Below are 23,605 nucleotides of genomic sequence, written 5' to 3'. Positions count from 1 at the left end.
CGAATAGTTCCACTTAAAGAAACGAAGTGTTTGATAAGTTGACGATTAGCACCAACAACTAGAGTCGTAGTACCACCTTTAGCAATAGGATCATAGGGTTTTGAGCCTTGTGTTCTGGAACCAGTTAAACCAGTACTCAATTCGTGATTACGTACCAAAATTACTGTATTTCTAGGGCCGGGGAAAGCAGCCATACCATCATGAGCGCCAGGTACTAAAGTACCATCGTTCATGAGTTCGCCAGTGCTAGATAATGTTACATATTGAAATCCCGCAGGTAAATCTAACAAGCCTTTAGCATCTGGTACAAGTGGTCCATACCCTCCACCAAATACAGGTTGACCATTAGCTTTTCTAGCAAGAAGACCTTCTAAAGGAGATGAAAGTACAGTACCAGCAGCACTTGCACCTGCTAATGTAAAAAATTTACGTCTTGATAGTTGCATAATAGATGTTTTGGTTACTTAAAATGCCATACCAAAATTATTTGATATTGATTAAGAAGAGGTAATGTGTAATTTAATTTCTATTTATTTCATCAAAGATGTTCTTATGATTTCTAGAAAAAAATTATTTTTATAGAATCATTATGTGATAATGACTTGCAAATAGACAATCATACCTTTTCAAGGTCTACAAAAATGCGAATAAATATATTAATTAGTTCTAAATACTTGGTTTAAGCAGAATTAAGATAAACGATATATCCATTTTCAATCACAATACAAAGCTTGATTAAGGATAGTTAAAGATAAATTTAATTAAGGCAATTTTTCTCATATTAATATAAAATCTTTTTGAAAAAATTAAAGATAAATCACATCATTAGATCGAATCTGGTGGTAAGATTTCCGCAAAGGTATCTTAGAGATTAATCAGACATCAACCAAAAGAATTTGATGTCATTAGTCTCAAATAAGCAATTATTTGTTTATGAGACACCATGCTTCTCAAAGGTAAATTGTCAATTTTACCTGATCAAAAAATAATTAATTAAGATTTACATATATAAAGCACAAACCTTTATGAAGATAGTCAAAAACTAATAGCGAAAATTAATATTTTCGTACCATTGATTCTTGACAATAATCATGAAAAGCCTGTGGCTTTGTGTAAGTCATATCAGTGTTGATTCTCATGTTGAAAAAACTACTGACAAGTAGAACCACACCAGAAATTACTGTTGTAATCCAAAACAATGAAAAGCATTCGTAACCAAATCAAAACTACTGTAGCTGTTGCTGGTATTGCGTCAATGGCTGCATTAGTCAATATGCCTAGCGCCGATGCTGCTGCTTTTAGTCTTTCTTGGACAGGAAACCAAGGTTATTCAGCTAAAGGAAGGTTTACCTACGATAATTCTTCTCCAGAAGGTATCGTTACTAAAGAGCAGCTGACCAGCTTTGCTATTTCGTTTTTCAACCCCCAGGGAACTTTATTGCAGGAGTTCAAATACAATTTTCCCAATCCTGCTGATACTACTTTCAATTTCAACTTTGATACAGCTACTAATACTGTGTTACAAAGCGATAATTTTGACACAGCTAACGGTTTTGATTTAGGGATTGACTTTAATACTCAACCAACCGGATTAGATTTCTATACTTACATCAATCCTGCTCAAGGACTATCAGCAGCTACTATATTCCTGAAAGATGACCTTTCTGAGGAAGTCTGTGACACATTCCCAACTTGTAGATTAGATAACGGTGGTCAATTGACAGCAGCTGTGATTCCTGAGCCTGGAACCATTTTAGGGTTATTAGCAATTGGCTGCCTTAGCAGAGTTCTTAAAAAAAAGCCAGCATCTGCTTAGTCAGTTAATCTGATTGAGTCAAAGCTAGCTTGAGCAATAATGTAATCGAAGACTATTCTAACTTTGATGCTTAGGGCTTTTGGGAGATAGAAGTTTTAAGGCGGCTAAAAAACAAGGGTTTTCATCTGGCTTTAATGAAGACTCTAATCCAAAAGAAGCCTGCGATCGCAGGCTTCTTTGGCATAATGTTACATCTAAAACAGTTGTGAAATTTGGCTGGCTTTATAATCAGGTTCTATTGATGGGATGCACATTCACCTGAGTAGCTTATCTATGTCTGGTTTGGGGTATCTGTTAAAAGGCTGTGTATGGAATAATGCAGCGATCGCTCCATATCTCCACTAAGGCTAATCACCATACTACTCGATATACCTACACTAGAAGTTAGTATTTTCTCTTCAGAATTTCGCTCAAGTGCGCTTAATCACGCTGTTATACAGGACTTTTTCATAGGGAATCAAACGCAGCTTGTGAAAAATTTTGGATATTCTGACATTTTTTTCTCAATATATATAGTTTTAAGGTTTATGTTAGATTTAAAATCTTCTTTATAATCAAGACAGAAATCTTTGTATCTACCAAAGGTTCTTATTTATCCTTAATAAGTAGTAATAATTTTTTAAGAATGCCAAGGATTCTTGTCATAGACGATGACCCAGCGATTTCCGAACTTGTTGCTGTCAACCTAGAGATGGCTGGCTACGACGTTAGCCAAGCTGAAGACGGCATCAAAGGTCAAGCACTAGCTCTCCAGCTACAACCGGACTTGATCATGCTTGATTTGATGTTGCCCAGAGTAGATGGATTTACAGTTTGCCAGCGCTTGCGTCGAGATGAGCGTACAGCAGAGATTCCTGTTTTGATGTTGACTGCCCTCAGCCAAACTCAAGACAAGGTGGAAGGCTTCAACGCCGGCGCAGATGATTACCTGACAAAGCCATTTGAAGTAGAGGAAATGCTAGCACGAGTACGGGCATTATTGCGTCGTACTGACCGCATTCCGCAAGCTGCAAAACACAGTGAAATTTTGAACTATGGCCCTCTAACTTTGGTTCCAGAGAGGTTTGAGGCTATATGGTTCAGTGAGACTGTCAAACTGACTCACTTGGAGTTTGAATTACTCCACTGTTTGCTGCAACGTCATGGACAGACTGTTTCTCCTAGTGAAATCTTAAGAGAAGTATGGGGTTACGACCCTGATGACGACATTGAAACGATTAGAGTGCATATCCGGCATTTGAGAACAAAACTGGAACCCGATCCTCGTCATCCCCGCTATATTAAGACAGTATATGGTGCGGGCTATTGCCTGGAATTGCCAAGTGTACCACCTTCAGGGGAAGGAGCTACTACATCCGTTGTTGAATGAAATCTTGCTTACTAGGGTATTACACTGAGTCCTTGATTTCATCTATCCGTAAGCTTATGTGTCAGACTGAGGGAAATGCAGTTTGCCAGGCAGAGTAGCCTCACGGGAGGTACACTCTTCAATCAGCCGCTTTATGCGCGTCTACGTTCCGCGTAGCTACTTACCCTACAGCATGACACCCACATCGCTACGAATCAACACTAAACTTGACTAGGTAATAAAATAGCACTCCCTGTTGGCAGAATTCAGGGAGTGCTATTTAATAAATTCGTAATACCCTACGGGAAGGCTTGCGCCTACGTAATACCGCTACGCGGAAGCAACCTACGCCTAATACACTACTGTAGGCTGGACACGCCACTAGTCAAGGTTTTTGTTAAATTAGGGTGCTAGAGCGTTACCACGGATGAGGCTACCGATTGTTTTAGCGGTAATTTTCATCTGGGTGATAGGATTAGCGGGGACGACTGTTTTATACAGATAGCTGTCAAAGGTGAGCTTTTGGACATCAAGGTCACCACACATCTCGACAAACGCCTCACGGGTGGCATCAGAGCGATAGAATACTGTTTGCAGGATGTCTAGCACTTTGTAGGTCAACCCATATTTTTTATCCCAGCGCTTGAGATAAATTTTTAGGTCGTTTTCTGTGGGAATACGACTACCACTATTGGACATTTCCACAATGGTTTCGGCACACATCCGCCCAGATTTAGCGGCAAAGTAAATACCTTCGCCGGAAGATTTGGTAACATAGCCAGCAGCATCGCCAACTAAGGCTATGCGTCCAACGACGCGCCGGGGGCGGGGATGTTCGGGGATGGGATGTGCTTCGACTTTGATGATTTTGCCGCCTGCTAATTTTTCGCTAGCACGAGCGCGGATACCTGCTTGTAACTGTTTGATGCTGGCTTTGTTGATGTGCATTGTGCCAGTACCCACAGCTACGTGGTCATATTTGGGGAACACCCAAGCGTAGAAGTCAGAGGAAACGTCATTGCCAACGTACATTTCAGCAAGGTCGTTGTAGTAGTCCATTTTATCTTGAGGGAGGCGGATACGCTCTTGGAAAGCGATCGCATAATTATAATCCCCAGCATCCATCTCTTTGGCAATGCGAGAATTAGCCCCATCTGCCCCAATAATTACATCTACTTTGAGGGTTTTGGTTACTCCTTGTACGCCGCCTTCATTATGGTCTACATAATGAATCGTATAGGGGTCTGTATTGTTTGTTGGGATATCAACTTTATGAACGGTGGCATTGATTAAATTTGCACCTAGTTTTGCTGCCCGATTCCGGAGAAATCCATCTAATACTTCCCGGCGGCACATTCCTATATATTCTTCTTGGTTTATCAGATTGATATCAACTTCACGGTTGGAAGGTGAAATCATTTTCATCTTCCGCACTTGCCGATCAATAATTTCTGGTGGTAAGTCAAACTCACTCACCATACATAGGGGAATTGCACCCCCACAAGGTTTGGCGTTATCTAATTTGCGCTCAAACAGGTAGGTCTCAATCCCAGCTTTGGCTAGTGTTTCAGCAGCAGAGGAACCAGCTGGGCCTGACCCAACAACAGCAACCCGTAGTGTCAAAGGTCTTCTCCCAATCTTCACATTTACCGAAAGCATAGTACCACGGTCTTTTGGGTGATTTGGCGCTTTACCCCCAGGATTTGCGACAAACGCAATATTCCTTAACCTTTTGATACAAAGATAGCGGAGAAATAGGGGCGGATAAATGGGTAGCTTAAGTAATTAGAAATATATCTACAACTCAAGTTATGCAACTTTCACTGCTAGATTCACTTACCAGACAACTCAGTATAAATGCGATCGCTAACTATCAAAAACACATTTCCCCTCACAAAGGTTTTGCTTGCGCTCATCGCATATTATATGGGGGTGAATCTTGTTCCCAATATATTAAGCGTGTGATCTCTGAGGAAGGAGTGAGTGCAGGCTGGCACAAATCCCGTGCTAGATTTCAAGCTTGTAAACAAGCTAATTTAATTTTGCGATCGCCTACTCGCTCACAAATCAACGACTTAGAACCTGACGAACCATCTGAACAACCAACTTCTCCCCAAAGAGGTAGGCGTTATCAGCATAATTCTTGTGATCATCATTCCATGATTGATTGCGCCAGTTCCATTCCTGATTGTGGTGATCTGGGTGATTGTAATTCTCTGGATTGTGGTATTAATGATTGCAGTTCGGGAGATTGTCATTCTCTGGATTGCGGTTCGGGAGATTGTAGCTCTCTAGATTGTGGTTCGGGGGATTGTGGGAGTTGTGGCAACTAAATCTTCATATCCAATTAAGATTATGTATGGTATATATTAAACACGGTAATCCTAGCAATAAGCCGTAGATAAAATTGCAGAGGTGTAGCGGCAGTGGGAATTGTAGTTGAAAACGTATCCAAGCAGTTCGGGAGCTTTAAAGCAGTTGATCAGGTAAACTTAGAAATCCAAAGTGGTTCCTTGGTGGCTTTGTTAGGGCCATCGGGATCAGGAAAGTCTACTTTACTGCGTTTAATTGCTGGTCTGGAAAAGCCTGATAGCGGCAAAATTATTCTGACAGGTAAGGATGCCACTAATCAAAGCGTGCAGGAGCGCAACATTGGGTTTGTGTTTCAGCACTATGCTTTATTTAAGCACTTGACAGTGCGGCAAAATATTGCTTTTGGCTTAGAAATTCGTAAGGCTCCGGCTAAAAAAATTCAAGGTCGCGTAGAACAATTATTAGAACTAGTCCAGTTAGGTGGATTAGGCGATCGCTATCCTTCCCAACTTTCTGGGGGTCAAAGGCAGAGGGTAGCCCTAGCCAGAGCCTTAGCAGTAGAACCTAGTGTATTACTTCTAGATGAACCATTCGGAGCGCTGGATGCTAAAGTCCGCAAAGACTTACGCGCATGGTTACGCCGCCTCCATGATGAAGTTCATGTTACCACAGTTTTCGTCACCCACGACCAAGAAGAAGCAATGGAAGTCTCGGATGAAGTTGTGGTGATGAATAAAGGACGTGTAGAACAGATAGGAACTCCAGCAGATATTTACGATAATCCTGCTACAGCCTTTGTGATGAGCTTTATTGGCCCAGTCAATGTTTTACCCAGTAGTTCCCGAATCTTTCAAAGCAGTGGCTTCGATGCAGCACACCCAGAAGTATTTTTGCGTCCCCAGGATGTGATTATTGAACGCAATGCTAACGGGGCAACGGCGACAGCTACAGTCAGTCGGTTGATTCACTTAGGTTGGGAAATTCAGGTGGAATTGACCCTAGACGATGGACAAATAGTCACAGCTCATCTGACACGCGATCGCTATAACGAGTTAGAGTTAGAAGCACAACAAAAAGTCTACGTAAAACCGAAGGATGCAAAATCCTTTCCTTTGTACTACTCCATCTAAAATTACAAAGTAAATTCACGACAGGGCAGAGGATAGATTTTATACTCTGCTCTTATTGTTATGGGTTTAAAACTATCACAAACAAGAGAGTTTCCCCCAGCCTATACCCTAAGCATGAGAAATTACCTCGTTTGCTAGAGTGTTAAGCGATCGCTTATGACATATAAAAGAATATAGTTAATACATTTTTGATTTTTAATATTGACATATAAAAGTCAATTGATTTAAAAAAACAAATTTAAGTTTTTTAAGGGGGAGCATGAGATATGGATATGCAAGTCCTGAGAGAACGTGCAGGCCTCAGCCGTGCTGAAGTAGCCTTCAGGCTTGCAATCAGTGAAACCAGTGTGCGTAACTGGGAAGCTGGACGAACTGAACCAACAATGACACCAAAAAAATACTTGGACGCTTTACGTTTGTTCAAATGTACACCGGAAGAACTAGCCACCGCCAGCGAAAAATCCATTAATCAACGACATAAACGTAAACCAGGAAGACCAAGACGCTTTCCCGAACATCAAGTAGCACAGGTTGATTCGCCAGTTTGTAGTTGAAATATTTCTTTGTGTCTTCGTGTTAAGTAAATAATTTTTTCACCACAGAGACACAGAGTTTAAGTAAATATGGTACAAAAATACTAAACTAGAGAAAATTTTCTCAGTGTGAAATTGCTTATGGCGCAAACTCTACGTAAAATAGTCACATTTGATGAATTTGTTGAGTGGTATCCAGACAACTCACAAAAACGCTACGAACTATATGACGGAGTAATTGTTGAAGTGGCTCCACCTGTCGGCGATCATGAGGAAATAGTTGGATTTTTAGCTACAAAACTCACTTTAGAGTACAGTCACTTAAATTTCCCTTATTTCATCCCCAAAACAGCATTCGTTAAACCAGTTGAGAGTGACTCAGCCTATTCTCCAGATGTGCTGATATTAAATCGCTCCAACCTAGTCAATGAACTACGTTGGAAAAAAGAATCAACTGTAAGTCAAGCAGCATCAACTCCTCTCGTCATCGAAGTGGTCAGTACTAACTGGCGGGATGATTATCATAAGAAATATGCTGACTATGAGCAAATGGGCATTCCTGAATACTGGATTGTTGACTATGCCGCTTTGGGTGGGAGAAAATTCATTGGTGAACCTAAACAACCAACTATCTTAGTTTGCTCATTGGAGGAAGGTGAGTATCAGATGCAGAAATTTCGGGGAAATGAACTTATCCAGTCGCTAACATTTCCAGAGTTGAATTTAACCGCCGCACAAATTTTCCAAGCTGGAAGCGTGACAACATAGGACTTGGCGTTGGGAAGAGTCAAGCAATTTCTAACTGGTGCGATCGCTCACCATATTCGTCACAAGGGCGCGATAAAATTCTAAAATAATAGTCGTTAAAAAAGTATAAATGGCAGAAACATTATTCTTCAACGCTCTGCGGGAAGCCATTGACGAAGAAATGGCACGTGATTCCAGCGTATTCGTCCTTGGCGAAGATGTAGGTCACTACGGTGGTTCTTACAAAGTCACCAAAGACCTGTATAAAAAATATGGTGAACTGAGAATTTTAGATACACCCATCGCGGAAAATAGCTTTACGGGTATGGCGGTCGGCGCAGCCATGACTGGATTAAGACCGATAATTGAAGGGATGAACATGGGCTTTTTGCTCCTCGCCTTCAACCAAATCTCTAACAATGCGGGGATGCTGCGTTACACCTCCGGCGGTAACTTTAAAATTCCCTTGGTAATTCGTGGCCCTGGTGGTGTGGGTAGACAATTGGGTGCAGAACACTCCCAACGTCTAGAAACATACTTCCAAGCTGTTCCAGGTTTAAAGATTGTTACCTGTTCGACACCTTACAACGCCAAAGGATTACTAAAATCTGCCATCAGAGACGATAATCCTGTATTGTTCTTTGAACACGTCTTACTATATAACCTGAAAGAAAACTTACCGGAAGAAGAATATCTCCTACCCTTAGATAAGGCAGAAATTGTTCGTCAGGGTAAAGATGTGACAATTTTAACCTATTCGCGGATGCGGCATCACGTAGTCCAAGCTGTCAAGGCTTTAGAAAAACAAGGTTACGATCCCGAAGTTATTGACTTAATCTCGCTTAAACCACTAGATTTAGAAACCATTGGTGCATCCATACGCAAAACCCACAAAGTAATTATTGTGGAAGAAGCTATGAGAACTGGGGGTATTGCAGCCGAATTAATCGCTTCAATTAACGATCGCTTTTTTGATGAATTAGACGCACCAGTACTAAGACTATCATCACAAGATATTCCCACACCTTATAACGGGACTCTGGAACGTCTGACAATTGTTCAGCCAGAGCAAATCGTGGAAGCAGTGCAGAAAATGGTGGCTTTGCGAGTGTAGATATTGGGGACTGGGGACTGGGGAGATGGGGAGATGGGGAGATGAGGAGATGGGGAGAAAAGAAGAATTACAACTCAGCACTCAGGACTCAGCACTCATCACTCTCTCACTCATCACTCAGCACTCAGCACGGGCTAAACGCCCCGCTACCGCTAACAGCACTCTCTCACTCTCTCACTCCCTCCCTCACTCAGCACGGGCTAAACGCCCCGCTTCCGCTAACAGCACTCATTATTTTTTATCTACTGTTATAAACTAAAGGCAGAGAAGAGAATAGATAAAGTAAAAAGATTATGAATGTATCCCTGACACCACAACTTGAGCATTACATACAGGAAAAGCTTGCTAGTGGTATGTACGATTCTGCCAGCGAAGTTATCCATGAAGGATTACGTTTGCTTCAGGAAAGGGATCATGTGCAAAAAATGCGCTTGCAAGAACTACAGCAAGAAATTCAAGTCGGACTTGATAGTGGTGAAGCCACCCTACTTGATATCCAAGAAATTAAAGCTAAAGCTAGGCAGAACCGCCAATAAAGGAAAATTCAATAGTGGTGAAGATTGTTAAACGCCCACGTGCTGAATTAGACTTGCTAGAAATTTGGAACTTCATTGCAGAGAATAACTTAGATAAAGCCGATGAGTTGCTCGACTTGTTAGCAGTAAAGTTGCAGAATTTAGCGTGTAATCCTGGGATGGGTAAGCGAAGAGAAGAACTGTCTGTGGGTTTACGTAGCTTTCCAGTGAGAAACTTTGTAGTGTTTTATCAGGAAATTGAGGATGGCATTGATGTCATTCGGATTCTGCATGGTTCCAGAGATATTGAATCAATTTTTGATTTGTAACTCACAACTCTTAACTAATAGCTCATAACTCTTGCAAAGAGCGTTATTATAGCGTTTGTCAGTTGCGAGTTATGGTATGCAGAGACAGCGATCGCTATTAGCGTTGATTGTAGTTTTATTAATCGCCGCCATTGCGGTGATTTACATCATTCCCATACCCTTGGGTTTAGATTTGCGTGGAGGTTCACAGCTGACAATTCAGGTGAAACCCTCAGCCGAAATTAAGCAAATCACCGAACGGGAATTAGATGGAGTAAAAAAAGTCGTCGAAGGTAGAATCAATGGCCTCGGCGTTTCTGAACCAGTGATTCAAACCGTGGGTGGAGATAAAATTCTTGTCCAGTTACCAGGGGTGAATGACCCAGAACAGGCTGAACGAGTGCTAGGTGGTACAGCACAGTTAGAGTTTCGCACACAAAAATCCGGTACAGAAACCCAACTATTTGCTTTCCAGACATCACGAGTAGAACTGAAAGCCAAACAAGAAGAGTTAAAAAAGAGCAACGATAAAGCAGCCATTAATAAAAATTTAGAAGAATTACAAAAAAATAATCAAGCGATCGCCGAATTGTTTGCCAGCACAAAACCACCCCTAGATGGTCAACATCTCAAAGATGCTTACGGTGAACCAACCCAACAGGGTAATAATTGGAACGTAGCCATTCGTTTCGATCAGAAAGGTGGCGAACTATTTGCCGAACTGACCAAAAATTTGGCGGGAACAGGGCGTAGTATCGGCATATTTTTAGATAATGAATTAATTAGTTCTCCTGTTGTTGGGCCAGAATTTGCCGCTACCGGGATTACAGGTGGTGCAGCTATTATTACAGGTCGGTTTACACCACAACAAGCCAATGATTTAGGCGTACAATTACGGGGTGGTGCATTACCTGTACCCGTGGAAATTGCCGAAATCCGCACAGTTGGTGCAACCTTGGGTAAAGACAGTATCACCAGCAGTATTTACGCTGGGTTGGGTGGTTTAGCTTTAGTCCTCGTATTTATGGTGGTGTATTATCGACTACCTGGGCTAATTGCCGATATCGCCTTAATTATCTACGCTATCCTCACCTGGGCTACCTTTGCGTTATTGGGTGTAACCTTGACTCTACCAGGAATTGCTGGGTTCATTTTAAGTATTGGGATGGCAGTAGATGCCAACGTCCTGATTTTTGAACGCACACGGGAAGAACTCAAAGCAGGTAAATCCCTCTATCGTTCTGTAGAATCTGGCTTTTATCGTGCTTTCTCCAGTATTTTAGATGGCAATGTGACAACAGTAATTGCTTGTGCAGCCCTATTTTGGTTAGGTGCAGGTTTAGTCAAAGGTTTTGCCCTTACCTTGGCTTTAGGGGTGGCTGTGAGTATGTTTACTGCCATTACTTGTAGTCGTACCTTGATGTTTTTGGCAATCACCATACCTTCCCTACGCAAACCAGAACTATTCTGTCCTAACCTGCCAGGAACCAGTGCATCGAATCAGGCAGAGGTGACTTCATGAAACTTAGTATCAATAAATCGCGATCGCTTTGGTGGACTATCTCCAGCGCCATCATTCTTGTCGGTCTAATCTCTATGGTGATTTCTTGGCAAAACCCCACTATCAAAGCACCACTCCGCCCTAGTCTAGATTTTGTCGGTGGTACACGCTTGCAATTTGAAAGAGATTGTACCAAACCCGGTAACTGTGACAAACCAATTGATATCAATGTTGTTCGGGAAGTAGCTAAAACTGAAGGTTTAGGTGACAGTAGTATTCAAATTGTTGCTGATAAAGATACACGCGCCGAAAACGGCATCTTAATCCGCACCAAAACCCTAGAAGGTGAACAACGTACCAAATTACAAACAGCTTTAACCGAAAAAATCGGCGCTTTTGACCAGCAGAAAAACCAGTTTGATACCGTTGGCCCGACATTGGGACGAGAGTTATTCACCTCTGGTATCATCGCGCTGATTGTATCCTTTGTTGGTATTATTGTTTACCTCAGCTTCCGCTTTCAGTTGGACTATGCCATATTTGCCATTATTGCCCTTTTCCATGATGTCTTAATCACCGCCGGCATATTTTCCATCTTTGGGTTAGTTTTTGGTACTGAAGTAGACAGCCTATTTATTGTTGCCCTACTGACAATTACTGGTTTTTCCGTTAACGATACAGTAGTAATTTACGATCGCATCCGGGAGACATTGCAAATTAATCCCCATCGTCCCATTGCGGAAATTGTCGATGATGCCGTCAATCAAACTCTAGGTAGATCAATCAACACCACCTTAACAACCTTACTAACATTATTTGCCATCTTCCTCTTCGGTGGAGAAACCCTGAAAAACTTTGCCCTAGCCCTAATCATCGGCTTCACAATGGGAGCCTACTCTAGTATTTTCATTGCCAGTACTCTCCTCACCCTATGGCGAGAACGCAAAGGTGAACCCACAGTAGCAGCTAGCGCTGGTGTAACTGATACATCGGTTGAGTAGTCAATAGTCATTAGTCAATGGTCAATGGTCATTAGTTCTAAACTCAGCACGGGCTGCATCGCCCCGCTACCTCTCTAAGCGCAGCCATGTCCGTTCGCGTAGCGTCTCCTTGAGGAGAAGGGCTTTACAGCACTCCCTCCCACATTACCCAATCCCCAATCCCCAATCCCCAATCCCCACTACTATGTATGGAACAACCGCCAAACTTTGGTAATAATACTGAGAACGTAGAGCCATCTTTAGCTGCACAAGTTCAGAGGCTACACGAACTGACTGTATATGGTAGATGGTTGTTTGTCGGCTGTTTATGGCTGACAATCGCACCTCTATCTCTGTGGGGTTTACGTGCAGAAATTGCTTTGTGGCAACAGTACTTTACTTGGGTAGCGGTGCGTTATGGGCTGTTTTATCATCCGTGGTCTACTTTGGGATTAGGATTGTGTCTGGGAATGACAGCTGCTGTTTTAGTTTGGCAAAGTCGAAATATTCTCTTGGGTTTACCACAAAGAGAAAAGCAGCGTTTAGAAAACCAAGTATTTCACATTAAACAGCAAGGCCCTACACACCCTTTATGGAAATGGCTTTTTCGTTAAGTATTTAGCTTAAACTGACAGCAGCCTCTCACTTACCGTGAAGCGGAATTTTTCAGCAAGCCCTATTTATATATGTGCGATCGCCTTCAGAAAGTACCGTCTACACGTTAAGCTGAATGAAAGTAGCAATTTGTTGCGCTTTTTCAATGAAAGTGGCTATCACTGCTAAATTTTAAATTTTCCCTGCTTGAGAAATCTGGAATGCTAGACCAAATTTTTGACTACCTGCACTTTCATTTCAGCGTTGAAGCGCCCATAGTCTTACTAATATTAGTATTTTTAGAGGCGGTGCTATCTGCTGACAATGCTATTGCCCTTGCTGCTATTGCCCAAGGACTAGAAGATAAAAAATTAGAAGGCCAGGCACTCAACATTGGTTTAGTCGTTGCTTATGTACTACGCATAACCTTATTGTTGACTGCCACTGAGGTACAAAAATACTGGCAATTTGAACTTCTGGGTGCGGCTTATCTCCTATGGCTGGTATTTCAACACTTTACTTCCGAAGAAAGCAAAGATGAACACCATCATGGCCCCCGGTTTACTTCCCTGTTGCAAGTTATACCTGTAATTGCCTTAACCGATTTGGCATTTTCGTTAGATAGTGTAACAACAGCGATCGCTGTTTCCCAAGAAACCTGGCTAGTGCTGACAGGAACCACAATTGGCATTATCACACTGCGATTTATGGCAGGATTGTTTATTCGTTGGTTAGATGAATTTGCCAACCTAGAAGACGCAGGCTACATTACTGTCGCTTTAGTAGGTTTACGTCTGTTATTAAAAGTAGTCAACGATGATTTTGTCCCCCCAGAGTGGTTAATGATCACAGCGATCGCTATAATTTTCACCTGGGGATTTTCTAAACGTAGTGTGATTGAATCACCCGAAGTAGAACCGGAGAAAAGTGAAGTATCGAAATGAGTTAGGGATTGGGGATTGGGGATTGGGAGCAGAGGAGCAGAGGAGCAGAGGAGCAGAGGAGCAGAGGAGCAGAGGAGCAGAGGAGAATAATTAATTACTCAGCACTCATCACTCAGCACTCAGCACTCATCACTCCCTACTCCCTATTTAAACTACTCGTGCAACCAAGGTGTTAAATGTGGCTGCCAATTGACTAGTTCTTCGTCTTTAAACCATAGTGCTACTTCTTTTTGCGCTGTTTCTGGTGCATCAGAACCGTGGATGAGGTTACGCCCAATGTTAATGCCGAAATCACCACGAATTGTTCCTGGTTCTGCTGTTAAAGGATTTGTTGCACCAATAATTTTTCTGGCAGATGCAATCACGCCATCACCTTCCCAAACCATAGCGACCACTGGGCCAGAAGTAATAAATTCCACTAAGCTGGGAAAGAATGGTCTTTCTCTATGTACACCATAGTGCTGTTCAGCTAATTCTCTGCTGACTTGAAGGAACTTTAAACCAACAAGGGTAAAACCTTTTGTTTCAAAGCGACGAATGATTTCACCAACGAGTCCACGCTGTACGCCATCAGGCTTAATTGCTAAGAATGTGCGTTCCAAAGCTATCTCCCAAAACTTAATAAAATTTTTATTTTGTCAAGAGTCAAAGGTCAAAAGTCAATAGTCTAAAAGTTTTTACTATTGACCATTGACTAATGACAACTGACTAATGACATTGACCAATCAGAGTTTATCTCAGAAATTATCTCTGAGTGCATATACGTTGGCAAATGAATGAGTTAAATTGTTTATTCGTGGGTGAAACACAGAGGTTTAGACATGGGTGTTGAGTCAACTGCTACATCAGACGAGGTGGTAAAAGTACCCGCCAATGGCAATAAGCTAGAAGGGAAAAATCACAAGCACAAAAAGCTGTTACCGCCAAGTGGTTCAGATACGCCTCGCGGTGCTTGGAAAATCGAAGACAGTGAAGCTTTGTACCGGATTGAAGGTTGGGGACAACCTTATTTTTCGATTAATGCAGCTGGACATATCACTGTTTCCCCTAAAGGCGATCGCGGTGGTTCTTTAGACTTGTTTGAATTAGTCAACGCGCTGAAGCAGCGTAGTTTGGGACTACCCTTACTTATTCGCTTTTCAGATATTCTAGAAGACCGCATTGAACGGTTGAATGCTTGTTTTGCGAAAGCGATCGCTCGTTACAATTACCCTGGTGTCTATCGTGGGGTGTTTCCTGTTAAGTGTAACCAGCAACGGCATTTGATTGAAGATTTGGTGCGGTTTGGTAAACCCCATCAGTTTGGTTTAGAAGCTGGTTCCAAACCAGAGTTAATGATTGCTTTGGCTTTATTGGATACACCAGGATCTTTGCTGATTTGCAACGGCTACAAAGACCGGGAATACGTGGAAACAGCCATGTTATCCCAAAGACTAGGCCAAACGCCCATCATCGTTTTAGAACAGGTGGAAGAAGTCGATTTGGTGATTGCGGCTAGTCATCAATTGGGGATCAAACCCATGTTGGGTGTTAGGGCTAAATTAAGTACTCAGGGGATGGGACGCTGGGGAACATCCACAGGCGATCGCGCTAAATTTGGTCTGACGATTCCCGAAATTATCCAAGCAGTTGATAAGTTGCGTGACGCTGACTTGTTGGATTCTTTGCAGTTAATGCACTTCCACATTGGTTCACAAATTTCTGCCATCAATGTAATTAAAGATGCCATCCAAGAAGCTAGCCGGATTTACGTAGAGTTAGCAACTTTGGGGGCAAATATGAAGTACCTCGATGTTGGCGGTGGCTTGGGTGTAGATTATGACGGTTCTCAAACCAACTTCTACGCCTCGAAAAACTACAATATGCAGAACTATGCCAACGATATTGTGGCAGAGTTAAAAGATACCTGTGCAGAAAAGCAAATACCCGTACCTACCCTGATTAGCGAAAGTGGTAGGGCGATCGCTTCCCATCAATCTGTACTGATTTTTGATGTTCTCAGTACTAGTGATGTCCCCCTCGATAATCCAGAACCGCCCAAAGAGGGTGAATCCCCAGTGATTAATTACCTGTGGGAAACCTATCAATCCATTAACAAAGAGAACTATCAAGAGTTCTACCACGACGCAACCCAATTTAAAGAAGAAGCTATTAGCCGCTTCAACTTGGGAATTTTACGCCTGAGAGAACGCGCCAAAGCCGAACGCCTATACTGGGCTTGTTGTCAAAAAATTCTTGACATCATTCGTCAGCATGATTATGTACCTGATGAGTTGGAAGACCTAGAAAAAATCATGGCTTCCATCTATTACATTAATCTTTCAGTGTTTCAATCAGCACCAGATTGTTGGGCGATCGATCAGCTATTCCCGATTATGCCCATTCATCGTCTAGATGAAGAACCCACACGCCGGGGAATTCTTGCAGACCTGACTTGTGATAGTGATGGCAAAATTGATCGCTTTATTGACCTGCGTGATGTCAAATCAGTCTTGGAATTACACAATTTCCAACCAGGGGAACCATACTACTTAGGGATGTTCCTCAATGGTGCTTACCAAGAAATTATGGGTAATCTGCATAACTTGTTTGGTGATACCAACGCCGTCCATATCCAACTGACTCCCAAGGGCTACCAAATTGAACACGTAGTCAAAGGCGACACCATGAGTGAAGTGGTCAGCTACGTCCAATATGACTCTGAGGATATGGTAGAACATATCCGCCAGCGTTGCGAACGTGCCTTAGAAGAAAAGCGCATTACCTTAGCCGAATCACAGCGCTTGCTACAAACCTACGAACAGAGTCTCAGAAGATACACGTATTTGAATAGTTAAGAGTCAACAGTCAATAGTCCAAAGTCGATAGTAGAACTTCCTTTACAGGTGTTTTAACTAATGACTAATGACTATTGACTAATGACTAATGACTAACTCGCATTTGTCCCCAACAATTCAGCGATCGCTTGCCGTTCTGCGGGGGTGTGTTCTGGGGGTGTCTGTCTAGCATCGGTAATTAACCAATCTAAAGCTGCTGCTTGTACGTCAATAGATGCCCCAGTTTTATCGACGCAGTAACGACCAAACACGAGCTTATCAACTAGCCTGACTCCTGGCCCCAATCGTGACCACTCAAAGATCAGGCTATTATCGACAGTTGCCCCACTGCATATCCAACAGTTAGGGCCAATCATCGCCGGGCCAACGATTTTGGCTCCATCTTCAATCCGAGTCATGCCGCCAATGTAAACTGGGCCTGTAATATCTACTTTGTCCCAATTCACGGCTACATTTAAACCAGTATAAATACCAGGTGCGACTTCATGACCGGGAATTTGCACATTCTTAATTTCCCCTAACAACACGCCTCGAATCGCCCGCCAGTAATCGGGGACTTTCCCGATATCCACCCACTCAAAATCCATCGCAATCGCGTAGAAAGGCGCACCAATTTCTACCAACTTAGGAAATAGCTGGCTACCGATATCATATTCCACACCAGAAGGTATATATTTAAACACCTCTGGTTCAAAAATGTAGATCCCTGTGTTGATGTTGGTGCTGAGTGCTTCCTCTACCGATGGTTTTTCTTGGAAGGCTTGGATGCGACTGTTTTCATCGGTAACAATCACACCGTAACTAGAAACTTCTTCACGAGGAACTGTTTTTGTAATGATAGTAGCGATCGACCCTTTCGATTTATGCCACTTCACAGCCGCTGTCAAATCTAGGTCAATCAAAGCGTCACCGCATAACACCACAAAAGTATCATCAAAAAACGGTGAAAAATCTTGAATGCGGCGCATCCCTCCCGCCGATCCTATAGCTTCCCCGACTAGTTTACCGTCATCAATCTTGCCTTCAAAAGAATAGGCAATCTGCACACCAAATCTTTGACCATCACGGAAATAATTCTCAATTTCTTCAGCCAAATGACTGACGTTGACCATAATTTGATCAAATCCGTGCTGGCGTAAAAGTTCCAGTAGAAATTCCATCACTGGCTTTTGCAGGATAGGAATCATCGGTTTGGGAGTTGTATAGGTAATCGGACGCACGCGAGTACCTTTACCTGCCGCGAGAATCATCGCTTTCATAAAAGTTATTCCTCAACCACAAGCCAGTTTACTTTCATTGAGTAGATACTTAATCATCAGTTTTTATTTCTGCTCTAAGTTACCCCTGACAACAGGGATAACAGGAATGTACTGGTTATGGCAACCAGAGATAGGGTTAGATGATCAGCGATCAGTTATCTTTTTAATTTAATCGGATTTTTGACTTGACTGATGTACTGTCGGGAAAAGGGGTGTGAGGATGTAGGTATTTTATACTAGCTCCTTTGTCCGTAACACAGAGAAGTTAAACAAAATTTATTTTTATTTACTCAAACACAGGCGGCCACAGTTCTGATACTGTCAACTCCCAATCTGGCAATAAATCAGGTAATGTCAGTTTATCGTTATTTTCTAAAATTATTGGTTCTTGGTGAAGTCTGTAAACAGTTAATGTTAACTTATCTGGGTCGATGAGAATTCCCACCGTACATCCCAGTTCTAAAAATAGTTGAATTTTTTCTTCCAAAGGCTTGATCCGGTCTGACTTGGATTTAATTTCTACCATCAAGTCAGGGACTAATTCTACAAAATCGCGTTTGCTGATTTTGAGCCTCTCCGCACGCACAAAAGACACATCGGGAGCGCGGAGATTGCGTTTTTCCTGATCAGCTATGTTACCGTTTTCCGTTTCCAGTCTGGGCAGAATAAAACCAGCACTAGAACCAGTGACCCGTCCTAACTTACGTGGGCGTACCCAATTAGCAAGTTGCCTTGCTAACTCTACACCGATTTCTTCTGAAATATAATCTGATGGCCCCATAATCAGAATACTACCGTCCACCAGTTCCATCTGCCATTCTGGATGTTCAGCTTGTAGCTGCTCTAAGTCTGAGATTGTGAACATAAGACTAGGTAATGTACATCTTTATCTATATCTATGTTCCTACAAGCTGATAGAAACTGTTAGCTACTATTAGCTTATTAGCTAAAGTCCTAGTTACATCATCAATAGTCAAAGACTAATGACTAATGACTAATGACTAATGACTAAGAAGCTGATTCTCTAGCTGTAGAACCTAACTTTTGATTGCCTGGTGCAATAGAAGACTCACGACGACCTGTGCGCAATTTGGGCTTGGGTGTACCGCGTCTGTCTTCGTCGTTGTTGTTGGACTCTGATTTGTTCCAACTGCTGCGATTTCTGTCGCCAGATGACTCACGACGTTTGTTGAGTTTAGGTTTGGGAGAGGAAACCACTTCTTCGGGAATTTCGATATCAGAACTTAACCAAGCGGGACGAGTTTGATCGTAAGCGATTTGTAATGCAGCAGCAGCGATCGCCTGAGCATCATATTTTTCGATCAATTCGCTGACAATGGGTAAGAATGAAGCCAAACGTTCGCCAGTCAAAGCTTCTCTGACTTGTCCTTGCAATTTCAGGATGTGCTGTGCTTCAATTTGCGCCCGTGTGGGAATTGACAGGAGTTGCCAATTTTGGCGGACATGACGTTCAAATATCTGCTGTTTGCGACGCTCAAAGGGTTGTACTAGGGTAATTGCTGTCCCTTCTTTACCAGCACGACCAGTACGACCAATCCGGTGTACATAGGTTTCGACGCTATCGGGTAGGTCGTAGTTGATCACATGAGATAGTTGATCGACATCCAAGCCGCGTGCAGCAATGTCTGTGGCTACCACCCAGCGCACTTGACGATTGCGGAACCGAGATAATAATCTTTCCCGTGCTTGCTGGGACAAGTCGCCATGATATTCATCTACACTATGACCAGCTGCTTGCAGTTGATTGGTGAGTTCGGCGGCGGTGCGTCGGGTACGAACGAAAATTAATGCGGTTTCTGGATCTTCCATTTCCAGAATTGGTTGTAAGGCTTTGGCTTTTGTCCAGTGACGAGGGACAAGATAAGCTACCTGATTGATTTTGTTGGGTGTGGCTTTTGGTTGCTCGACGGTGACTGTGACGGGCGATCGCAAAAACTTATTCACCAACATCCGAATCGATGGCGGCATTGTAGCTGAAAATAAGGCTGTTTGTCTGTCTTGGGGTGCTTGGGACAGAATTCTTTCCACATCATCGATAAAGCCCATGCTTAACATTTCATCGGCTTCGTCTAAGACAAACCACTTGACTTGATCAAGTTTCAAACAACCCCGTTCTAGTAAGTCAATGACTCGTCCGGGAGTACCGACAACGATTTGTGCGCCGCGTTTGAGTTGCAAGATTTGTCGATCAATTGATTGTCCACCATAAATTGCTAAGGTTTTCAATCCGCTATGACCGACAAATTGCGCCATTGCATCATGTACCTGCATGGCTAACTCGCGGGTGGGGGTTAACACTAGAGCTTGTACTGCTTTTTGCTGCCCATCTAGCCGTTCTAAAATTGGCAGTGAAAATGCTGCTGTTTTACCTGTACCTGTTTGTGATTGACCAACTACATCCCGACCTGATAACAGTTGGGGGATAGCTTGAGCCTGAATGTTAGTCGGTGCGGTAAAACCGAGTTTTTCTAAATGCTCAACACGTTCCTGGGAAATACCTAGTTCTTGAAAAGAAAGATTCATCAACTCTCCTGGATTTTGTTCTTTTTACTTTTAGACTTGTTCACTGAAACTCATTTGCTTCAGTTGAGGCTGACTACTTGACCAAACAGGTCATATTCATCAGCACTGTGAATTTTGACGGATGCGATGGTTCCTAATTTTGCCTCTCCATCGACGTAGACTTGACCATCGACTTCTGGGGAAAATCTGCCAGAACGACCAATCAATTTCCCACTTTCAGGGTTTTCTTGCTCTATCAGGACTTCAACGGTTTTGCCGATTTCCTGCTGATTTTTTCGCCAAGAAATAGGTTGCTGGAGTGCCATGAGGCGATCGCGGCGTTCATCCATCACAGCTTGTGGTAGCTGATTGGCTAATTGATATGCGGGGGTTCCCTCTTCTGGGGAAAAAGTGAATACACCCACGTGGTCAAATTCATGGCGTTGGACGAACTCTAGTAAATGCTCAAAGTGTGCTTCTGTTTCTCCTGGGAAGCCGACTATAAAGGTTGTCCGCAATACAGCGCCGGGAATGGCTGTTTTCAGGCGCTCGATAATTTCATCGTTGACACGCCCTTGCCAGGGACGGTTCATGGCGCGGAGAACTTCGGGGTGAGAATGTTGTAGGGGCAAATCTAAATAAGGTAAGACGTTGGGCGTTTCCTGAATTGCCGCTATCACATCTGGGGTCAGCCCTGTGGGATAAGCATAGTGCATCCTGATCCACGGTACATCAACTTTCCCCAAAGCACGCAACAATTCTGCTAATTTGGGCTTGCCGTAAATGTCTAAACCATAGTTGGTGGTGATTTGGGAAATCAGAATAATTTCTTGTACACCTTGTTTTACTAGCTGCTGGGCTTCAGCAACTATGGATTCTATGGTACGTGATCGCTGGTTACCTCGTAAGTGGGGAATTATGCAAAATGCACAACGGTAATCACACCCTTCTGCCACTCGCAGGTAGGCAACGCCTTCAGTAGTAGTGCGGTAGCGCGGTGTGCTTTCATCGGCAATATACATAGGTTCGGCGCTAATTTCTTTAACCCGTTCCCCTTGCTCTACTCGTTCAATGACGTTAACTATCTTATGGTAATCGCCTGTGCCAACTACAGCTACTGCTTCCGGCAACTCCTCTAGCAATTGTGCTTGGAAGTGTTGCGCCATGCAGCCTGTAATGACGATCTTTTTATTTGACTCTGCTAGTTCTACTAAAGTTTTGACAGATTCAACTCTTGCCGCTTCGATAAAACTACAAGTATTGACAATGACGTAATCCGCTAATTCTTCATTTGTGTCTACACCATAACCTGCTTCTACGAGCAGTCCTAACATATGTTCTGTATCAATCCGATTTTTCTCACAGCCCAAGTGAGAAATTGCTATTGTTGGCTTTTCACCCATATTTTGAAAAAATCTTCCGGTTTTTTCTTGTTATTAAACACAAAGTACGTAGGTTCGCTTTTTGTGCATTGCACCCCCAATTGACAGCACCTTCATGGTTTTTGTGCCACTGTCAGCCACTGCCCATCAGCCCCTGACCTTGACAATCTTAGGTCATGTTATGATATTCCTATTAGTCTGTTTCCCAGGGTTAGATGAAGTGTCTTGAAATAAATCCGACACTTTTATTTTTTTTTAACAATTTCGTCTGTTGGTATTTTACATTACCGCAGCGTGTCCTTTGTTAATTTACCCATCGGGAAGCCGCCCAAAGGGCTGGTTGTGAGAAGTCGCTACCCTCAGGGAAATCGCACTTGCGACTACGCCTAATAAAGCAGTAATGCTACCCTGAGATAGGCATGACCGACGATTAACCGTGGGCAGTGTGCCTAAACTGGGGGAAGCTGCCTTACGTGTTGTGAGTGGCAAACTCCTCTTGTAGTCAAGATTTATCTTAACATATCTTATGGTAACTTTTACGCTAAATTCTGTCTTGGGAAGGAAGCAGTAAAATAACTGGCCTAAAACAAATTTGACGCTAGGGAAGGGACTGGGGACTGGGAACTGGGGACTGGGGACTGGGGACTGGGGAAGATGAGGAGACTGTTAGAGGTCGGAGGTAGGGAGCAGGGGAGAATAATTAATAGCTAATCAGCACTCAGCACTCAAGACCAATGACTAATGACCAATACCCAATACCCAATCCCCAATCCCCAATTTCCTAATTCCCAATCCCCGACCCTCACAATAATTGAAAGACGTGGACTTACACCAACTATTTAAAACTCGCACACCTATTATCGGTGTGGTTCATTTGCTCCCTCTGCCCACTTCTGCCCGTTGGGGAGGTAGCCTAAAAGCAGTGATTGACCGTGCAGAACGAGAAGCAACGGCTCTAGCTAGTGGCGGTGTAGATGGGTTGATTGTGGAAAATTTTTTTGATGCACCGTTCACTAAAAATCAAGTAGACCCAGCAGTTGTGAGTGCCATGACTGTAGTTGTGCAACGGATACAAAATTTGGTGACATTGCCGATTGGGTTGAATGTTTTAAGAAATGATGCCAAAAGTGCAATGGCGATCGCTAGTTGTGTGCGGGCGCAATTCATTCGTGTCAATGTCCTCACAGGCGTAATGGCAACGGATCAAGGATTAATTGAGGGAGATGCACATCAGTTACTCCGCTATCGGCGAGAATTGGGCTGTGATGTGAAAATTTTGGCTGATGTTCTCGTTAAACACGCTAGACCACTCAGTTCACCTAATCTCACAGTTGCTGTCAAAGACACAATTGAAAGAGGACTGGCCGATGCTGTGATTTTATCTGGTTGGGCAACTGGTAGCCCACCGAACCAAGAAGATTTGGAATTAGCTTGTGGTGCAGCCAATGGCACACCTGTGTTGATTGGCAGTGGAGCAAATTGGGAAAATATTGCTACACTATTGCCGGCTGCTAATGGTGTGATTGTTTCCAGTTCTTTGAAACGTCAAGGTCGAATTGAGCAACCAATTGACCCTATTCGCGTCAGTCAGTTTGTGGAAGCAGCTCATCGCAGTTGGAATTCTCCAGGTGAGAATAAATCAGTTTCTCCTACCTCGGTGAGTCTACATTCTTAGGGAGTAGTGATTAGTGAGTGCTGAGTAGTGAGTAAGAGAGTGAGGAAAAAGAGTTATAAATAATTTTTTCCTTGTTCCCTTCTTTC

General features: G+C 42.9%; 23 protein-coding genes (1 of these 23 running past the window's edge). 16 read left to right on the top strand and 7 right to left on the bottom strand.

Features of this window, described 5'->3' with window-relative positions; translation table 11 throughout:
- Window positions 1-446, bottom strand: partial view of an alkaline phosphatase PhoX gene (locus FD725_RS02945; protein ID WP_179046744.1) — the start only. The gene continues 910 nt to the left of window position 1, outside the view; 446 of the gene's 1,356 nt are visible here — the first part of the coding sequence; its start codon is at window positions 444-446; its stop codon lies beyond the left edge, outside the window.
- A gap of 752 nt (window positions 447-1,198) precedes the next feature.
- Between FD725_RS02945 and FD725_RS02940 the strand changes: the two genes are divergently transcribed.
- Window positions 1,199-1,816, top strand: coding sequence for a PEP-CTERM sorting domain-containing protein (locus FD725_RS02940; RefSeq protein WP_179046743.1), 618 nt, complete (start codon window positions 1,199-1,201; stop codon window positions 1,814-1,816).
- Between the two features lie 625 nt (window positions 1,817-2,441).
- Complete coding sequence (locus FD725_RS02935) at window positions 2,442-3,185, top strand: response regulator transcription factor (RefSeq protein ID WP_179046742.1); 744 nt, start codon at window positions 2,442-2,444, stop codon at window positions 3,183-3,185.
- A gap of 381 nt (window positions 3,186-3,566) precedes the next feature.
- On the opposite strand, the gene chlP is transcribed toward FD725_RS02935, so the two are convergent.
- Entirely contained in the window at window positions 3,567-4,787 is a 1,221-nt protein-coding gene (gene chlP, locus FD725_RS02930) for a geranylgeranyl reductase (protein WP_372726718.1), read from the bottom strand.
- A 188-nt stretch (window positions 4,788-4,975) separates the two neighbouring features.
- Here chlP and yidD point away from each other — a divergent pair, with 188 nt between their 5' ends.
- The 12 genes from yidD to FD725_RS02870 all read left to right on the top strand — a co-directional run bounded on the left by yidD (window position 4,976) and on the right by FD725_RS02870 (window position 13,843).
- Window positions 4,976-5,497 (top strand): membrane protein insertion efficiency factor YidD, encoded by a 522-nt coding sequence (gene yidD / locus FD725_RS02925; RefSeq protein WP_179046740.1) that lies wholly within the window; start codon window positions 4,976-4,978, stop codon window positions 5,495-5,497.
- Window positions 5,498-5,590: 93 nt separating this feature from the next.
- Window positions 5,591-6,607, top strand: coding sequence for a sulfate/molybdate ABC transporter ATP-binding protein (locus tag FD725_RS02920; protein ID WP_179046739.1), 1,017 nt, complete (start codon window positions 5,591-5,593; stop codon window positions 6,605-6,607).
- A gap of 266 nt (window positions 6,608-6,873) precedes the next feature.
- Window positions 6,874-7,161, top strand: a complete 288-nt coding sequence (locus FD725_RS02915; RefSeq protein WP_179046738.1) for a DNA-binding transcriptional regulator — start codon at window positions 6,874-6,876, stop codon at window positions 7,159-7,161.
- Between the two features lie 120 nt (window positions 7,162-7,281).
- Window positions 7,282-7,908 (top strand): Uma2 family endonuclease, encoded by a 627-nt coding sequence (locus tag FD725_RS02910; RefSeq protein ID WP_179046737.1) that lies wholly within the window; start codon window positions 7,282-7,284, stop codon window positions 7,906-7,908.
- Window positions 7,909-8,017: 109 nt separating this feature from the next.
- Entirely contained in the window at window positions 8,018-9,001 is a 984-nt protein-coding gene (locus FD725_RS02905) for an alpha-ketoacid dehydrogenase subunit beta (RefSeq protein WP_179046736.1), read from the top strand.
- Between the two features lie 49 nt (window positions 9,002-9,050).
- On the top strand, window positions 9,051-9,260 hold the full coding sequence (locus FD725_RS02900) for a hypothetical protein (protein WP_179046735.1): 210 nt from the start codon (window positions 9,051-9,053) through the stop codon (window positions 9,258-9,260).
- Between the two features lie 34 nt (window positions 9,261-9,294).
- Window positions 9,295-9,537, top strand: a complete 243-nt coding sequence (locus FD725_RS02895; protein WP_179046734.1) for a type II toxin-antitoxin system ParD family antitoxin — start codon at window positions 9,295-9,297, stop codon at window positions 9,535-9,537.
- Window positions 9,538-9,551: 14 nt separating this feature from the next.
- A complete protein-coding gene (locus FD725_RS02890; RefSeq protein WP_179046733.1) occupies window positions 9,552-9,845 on the top strand; it encodes a type II toxin-antitoxin system RelE/ParE family toxin in 294 nt (97 codons plus the stop codon).
- A gap of 76 nt (window positions 9,846-9,921) precedes the next feature.
- Entirely contained in the window at window positions 9,922-11,346 is a 1,425-nt protein-coding gene (gene secD, locus FD725_RS02885; protein WP_179051394.1) for a protein translocase subunit SecD, read from the top strand.
- Complete coding sequence (gene secF, locus FD725_RS02880) at window positions 11,343-12,326, top strand: protein translocase subunit SecF (protein WP_179046732.1); 984 nt, start codon at window positions 11,343-11,345, stop codon at window positions 12,324-12,326. The genes secD and secF overlap by 4 nt, the downstream gene beginning before the upstream one ends.
- Window positions 12,327-12,514: 188 nt before the next feature.
- Window positions 12,515-12,919 (top strand): hypothetical protein, encoded by a 405-nt coding sequence (locus tag FD725_RS02875; protein ID WP_179046731.1) that lies wholly within the window; start codon window positions 12,515-12,517, stop codon window positions 12,917-12,919.
- Window positions 12,920-13,120: 201 nt separating this feature from the next.
- On the top strand, window positions 13,121-13,843 hold the full coding sequence (locus tag FD725_RS02870; protein WP_179046730.1) for a TerC family protein: 723 nt from the start codon (window positions 13,121-13,123) through the stop codon (window positions 13,841-13,843).
- Between the two features lie 152 nt (window positions 13,844-13,995).
- Here the strand turns inward: FD725_RS02870 and ndk are convergent, their stop codons facing one another.
- Complete coding sequence (gene ndk / locus FD725_RS02865; protein ID WP_179046729.1) at window positions 13,996-14,445, bottom strand: nucleoside-diphosphate kinase; 450 nt, start codon at window positions 14,443-14,445, stop codon at window positions 13,996-13,998.
- A 219-nt stretch (window positions 14,446-14,664) separates the two neighbouring features.
- On the opposite strand from ndk, the gene speA reads away from it, so the two are divergent.
- Window positions 14,665-16,680, top strand: coding sequence for a biosynthetic arginine decarboxylase (gene speA, locus FD725_RS02860; protein ID WP_179046728.1), 2,016 nt, complete (start codon window positions 14,665-14,667; stop codon window positions 16,678-16,680).
- Window positions 16,681-16,772: 92 nt separating this feature from the next.
- Here speA and FD725_RS02855 read toward each other — a convergent pair whose 3' ends face one another.
- The 4 genes from FD725_RS02855 to rimO form a co-directional block, all read right to left on the bottom strand.
- Window positions 16,773-17,939 carry a sugar phosphate nucleotidyltransferase gene (locus FD725_RS02855; protein ID WP_179046727.1) on the bottom strand — a complete coding sequence of 389 codons (1,167 nt, stop codon included), beginning with the start codon at window positions 17,937-17,939 and terminating at the stop codon, window positions 16,773-16,775.
- Window positions 17,940-18,225: 286 nt separating this feature from the next.
- Window positions 18,226-18,804, bottom strand: coding sequence for a Uma2 family endonuclease (locus FD725_RS02850; RefSeq protein WP_179046726.1), 579 nt, complete (start codon window positions 18,802-18,804; stop codon window positions 18,226-18,228).
- Window positions 18,805-18,947: 143 nt separating this feature from the next.
- Window positions 18,948-20,483, bottom strand: a complete 1,536-nt coding sequence (locus tag FD725_RS02845) for a DEAD/DEAH box helicase (protein WP_179046725.1) — start codon at window positions 20,481-20,483, stop codon at window positions 18,948-18,950.
- 59 nt (window positions 20,484-20,542) lie between these two features.
- Window positions 20,543-21,865, bottom strand: coding sequence for a 30S ribosomal protein S12 methylthiotransferase RimO (gene rimO / locus FD725_RS02840; RefSeq protein WP_179046724.1), 1,323 nt, complete (start codon window positions 21,863-21,865; stop codon window positions 20,543-20,545).
- A 799-nt stretch (window positions 21,866-22,664) separates the two neighbouring features.
- On the opposite strand from rimO, the gene btpA reads away from it, so the two are divergent.
- Complete coding sequence (btpA, locus tag FD725_RS02835) at window positions 22,665-23,519, top strand: photosystem I biogenesis protein BtpA (RefSeq protein WP_179046723.1); 855 nt, start codon at window positions 22,665-22,667, stop codon at window positions 23,517-23,519.
- The last annotated feature ends 86 nt before the right edge of the window (window positions 23,520-23,605 follow it).

Source organism: Nostoc sp. TCL26-01 (genome assembly GCF_013393945.1).
Classification (GTDB): Bacteria; Cyanobacteriota; Cyanobacteriia; order Cyanobacteriales; family Nostocaceae; genus Trichormus.
This window is presented reverse-complemented; position numbering and strand designations above follow the sequence as displayed.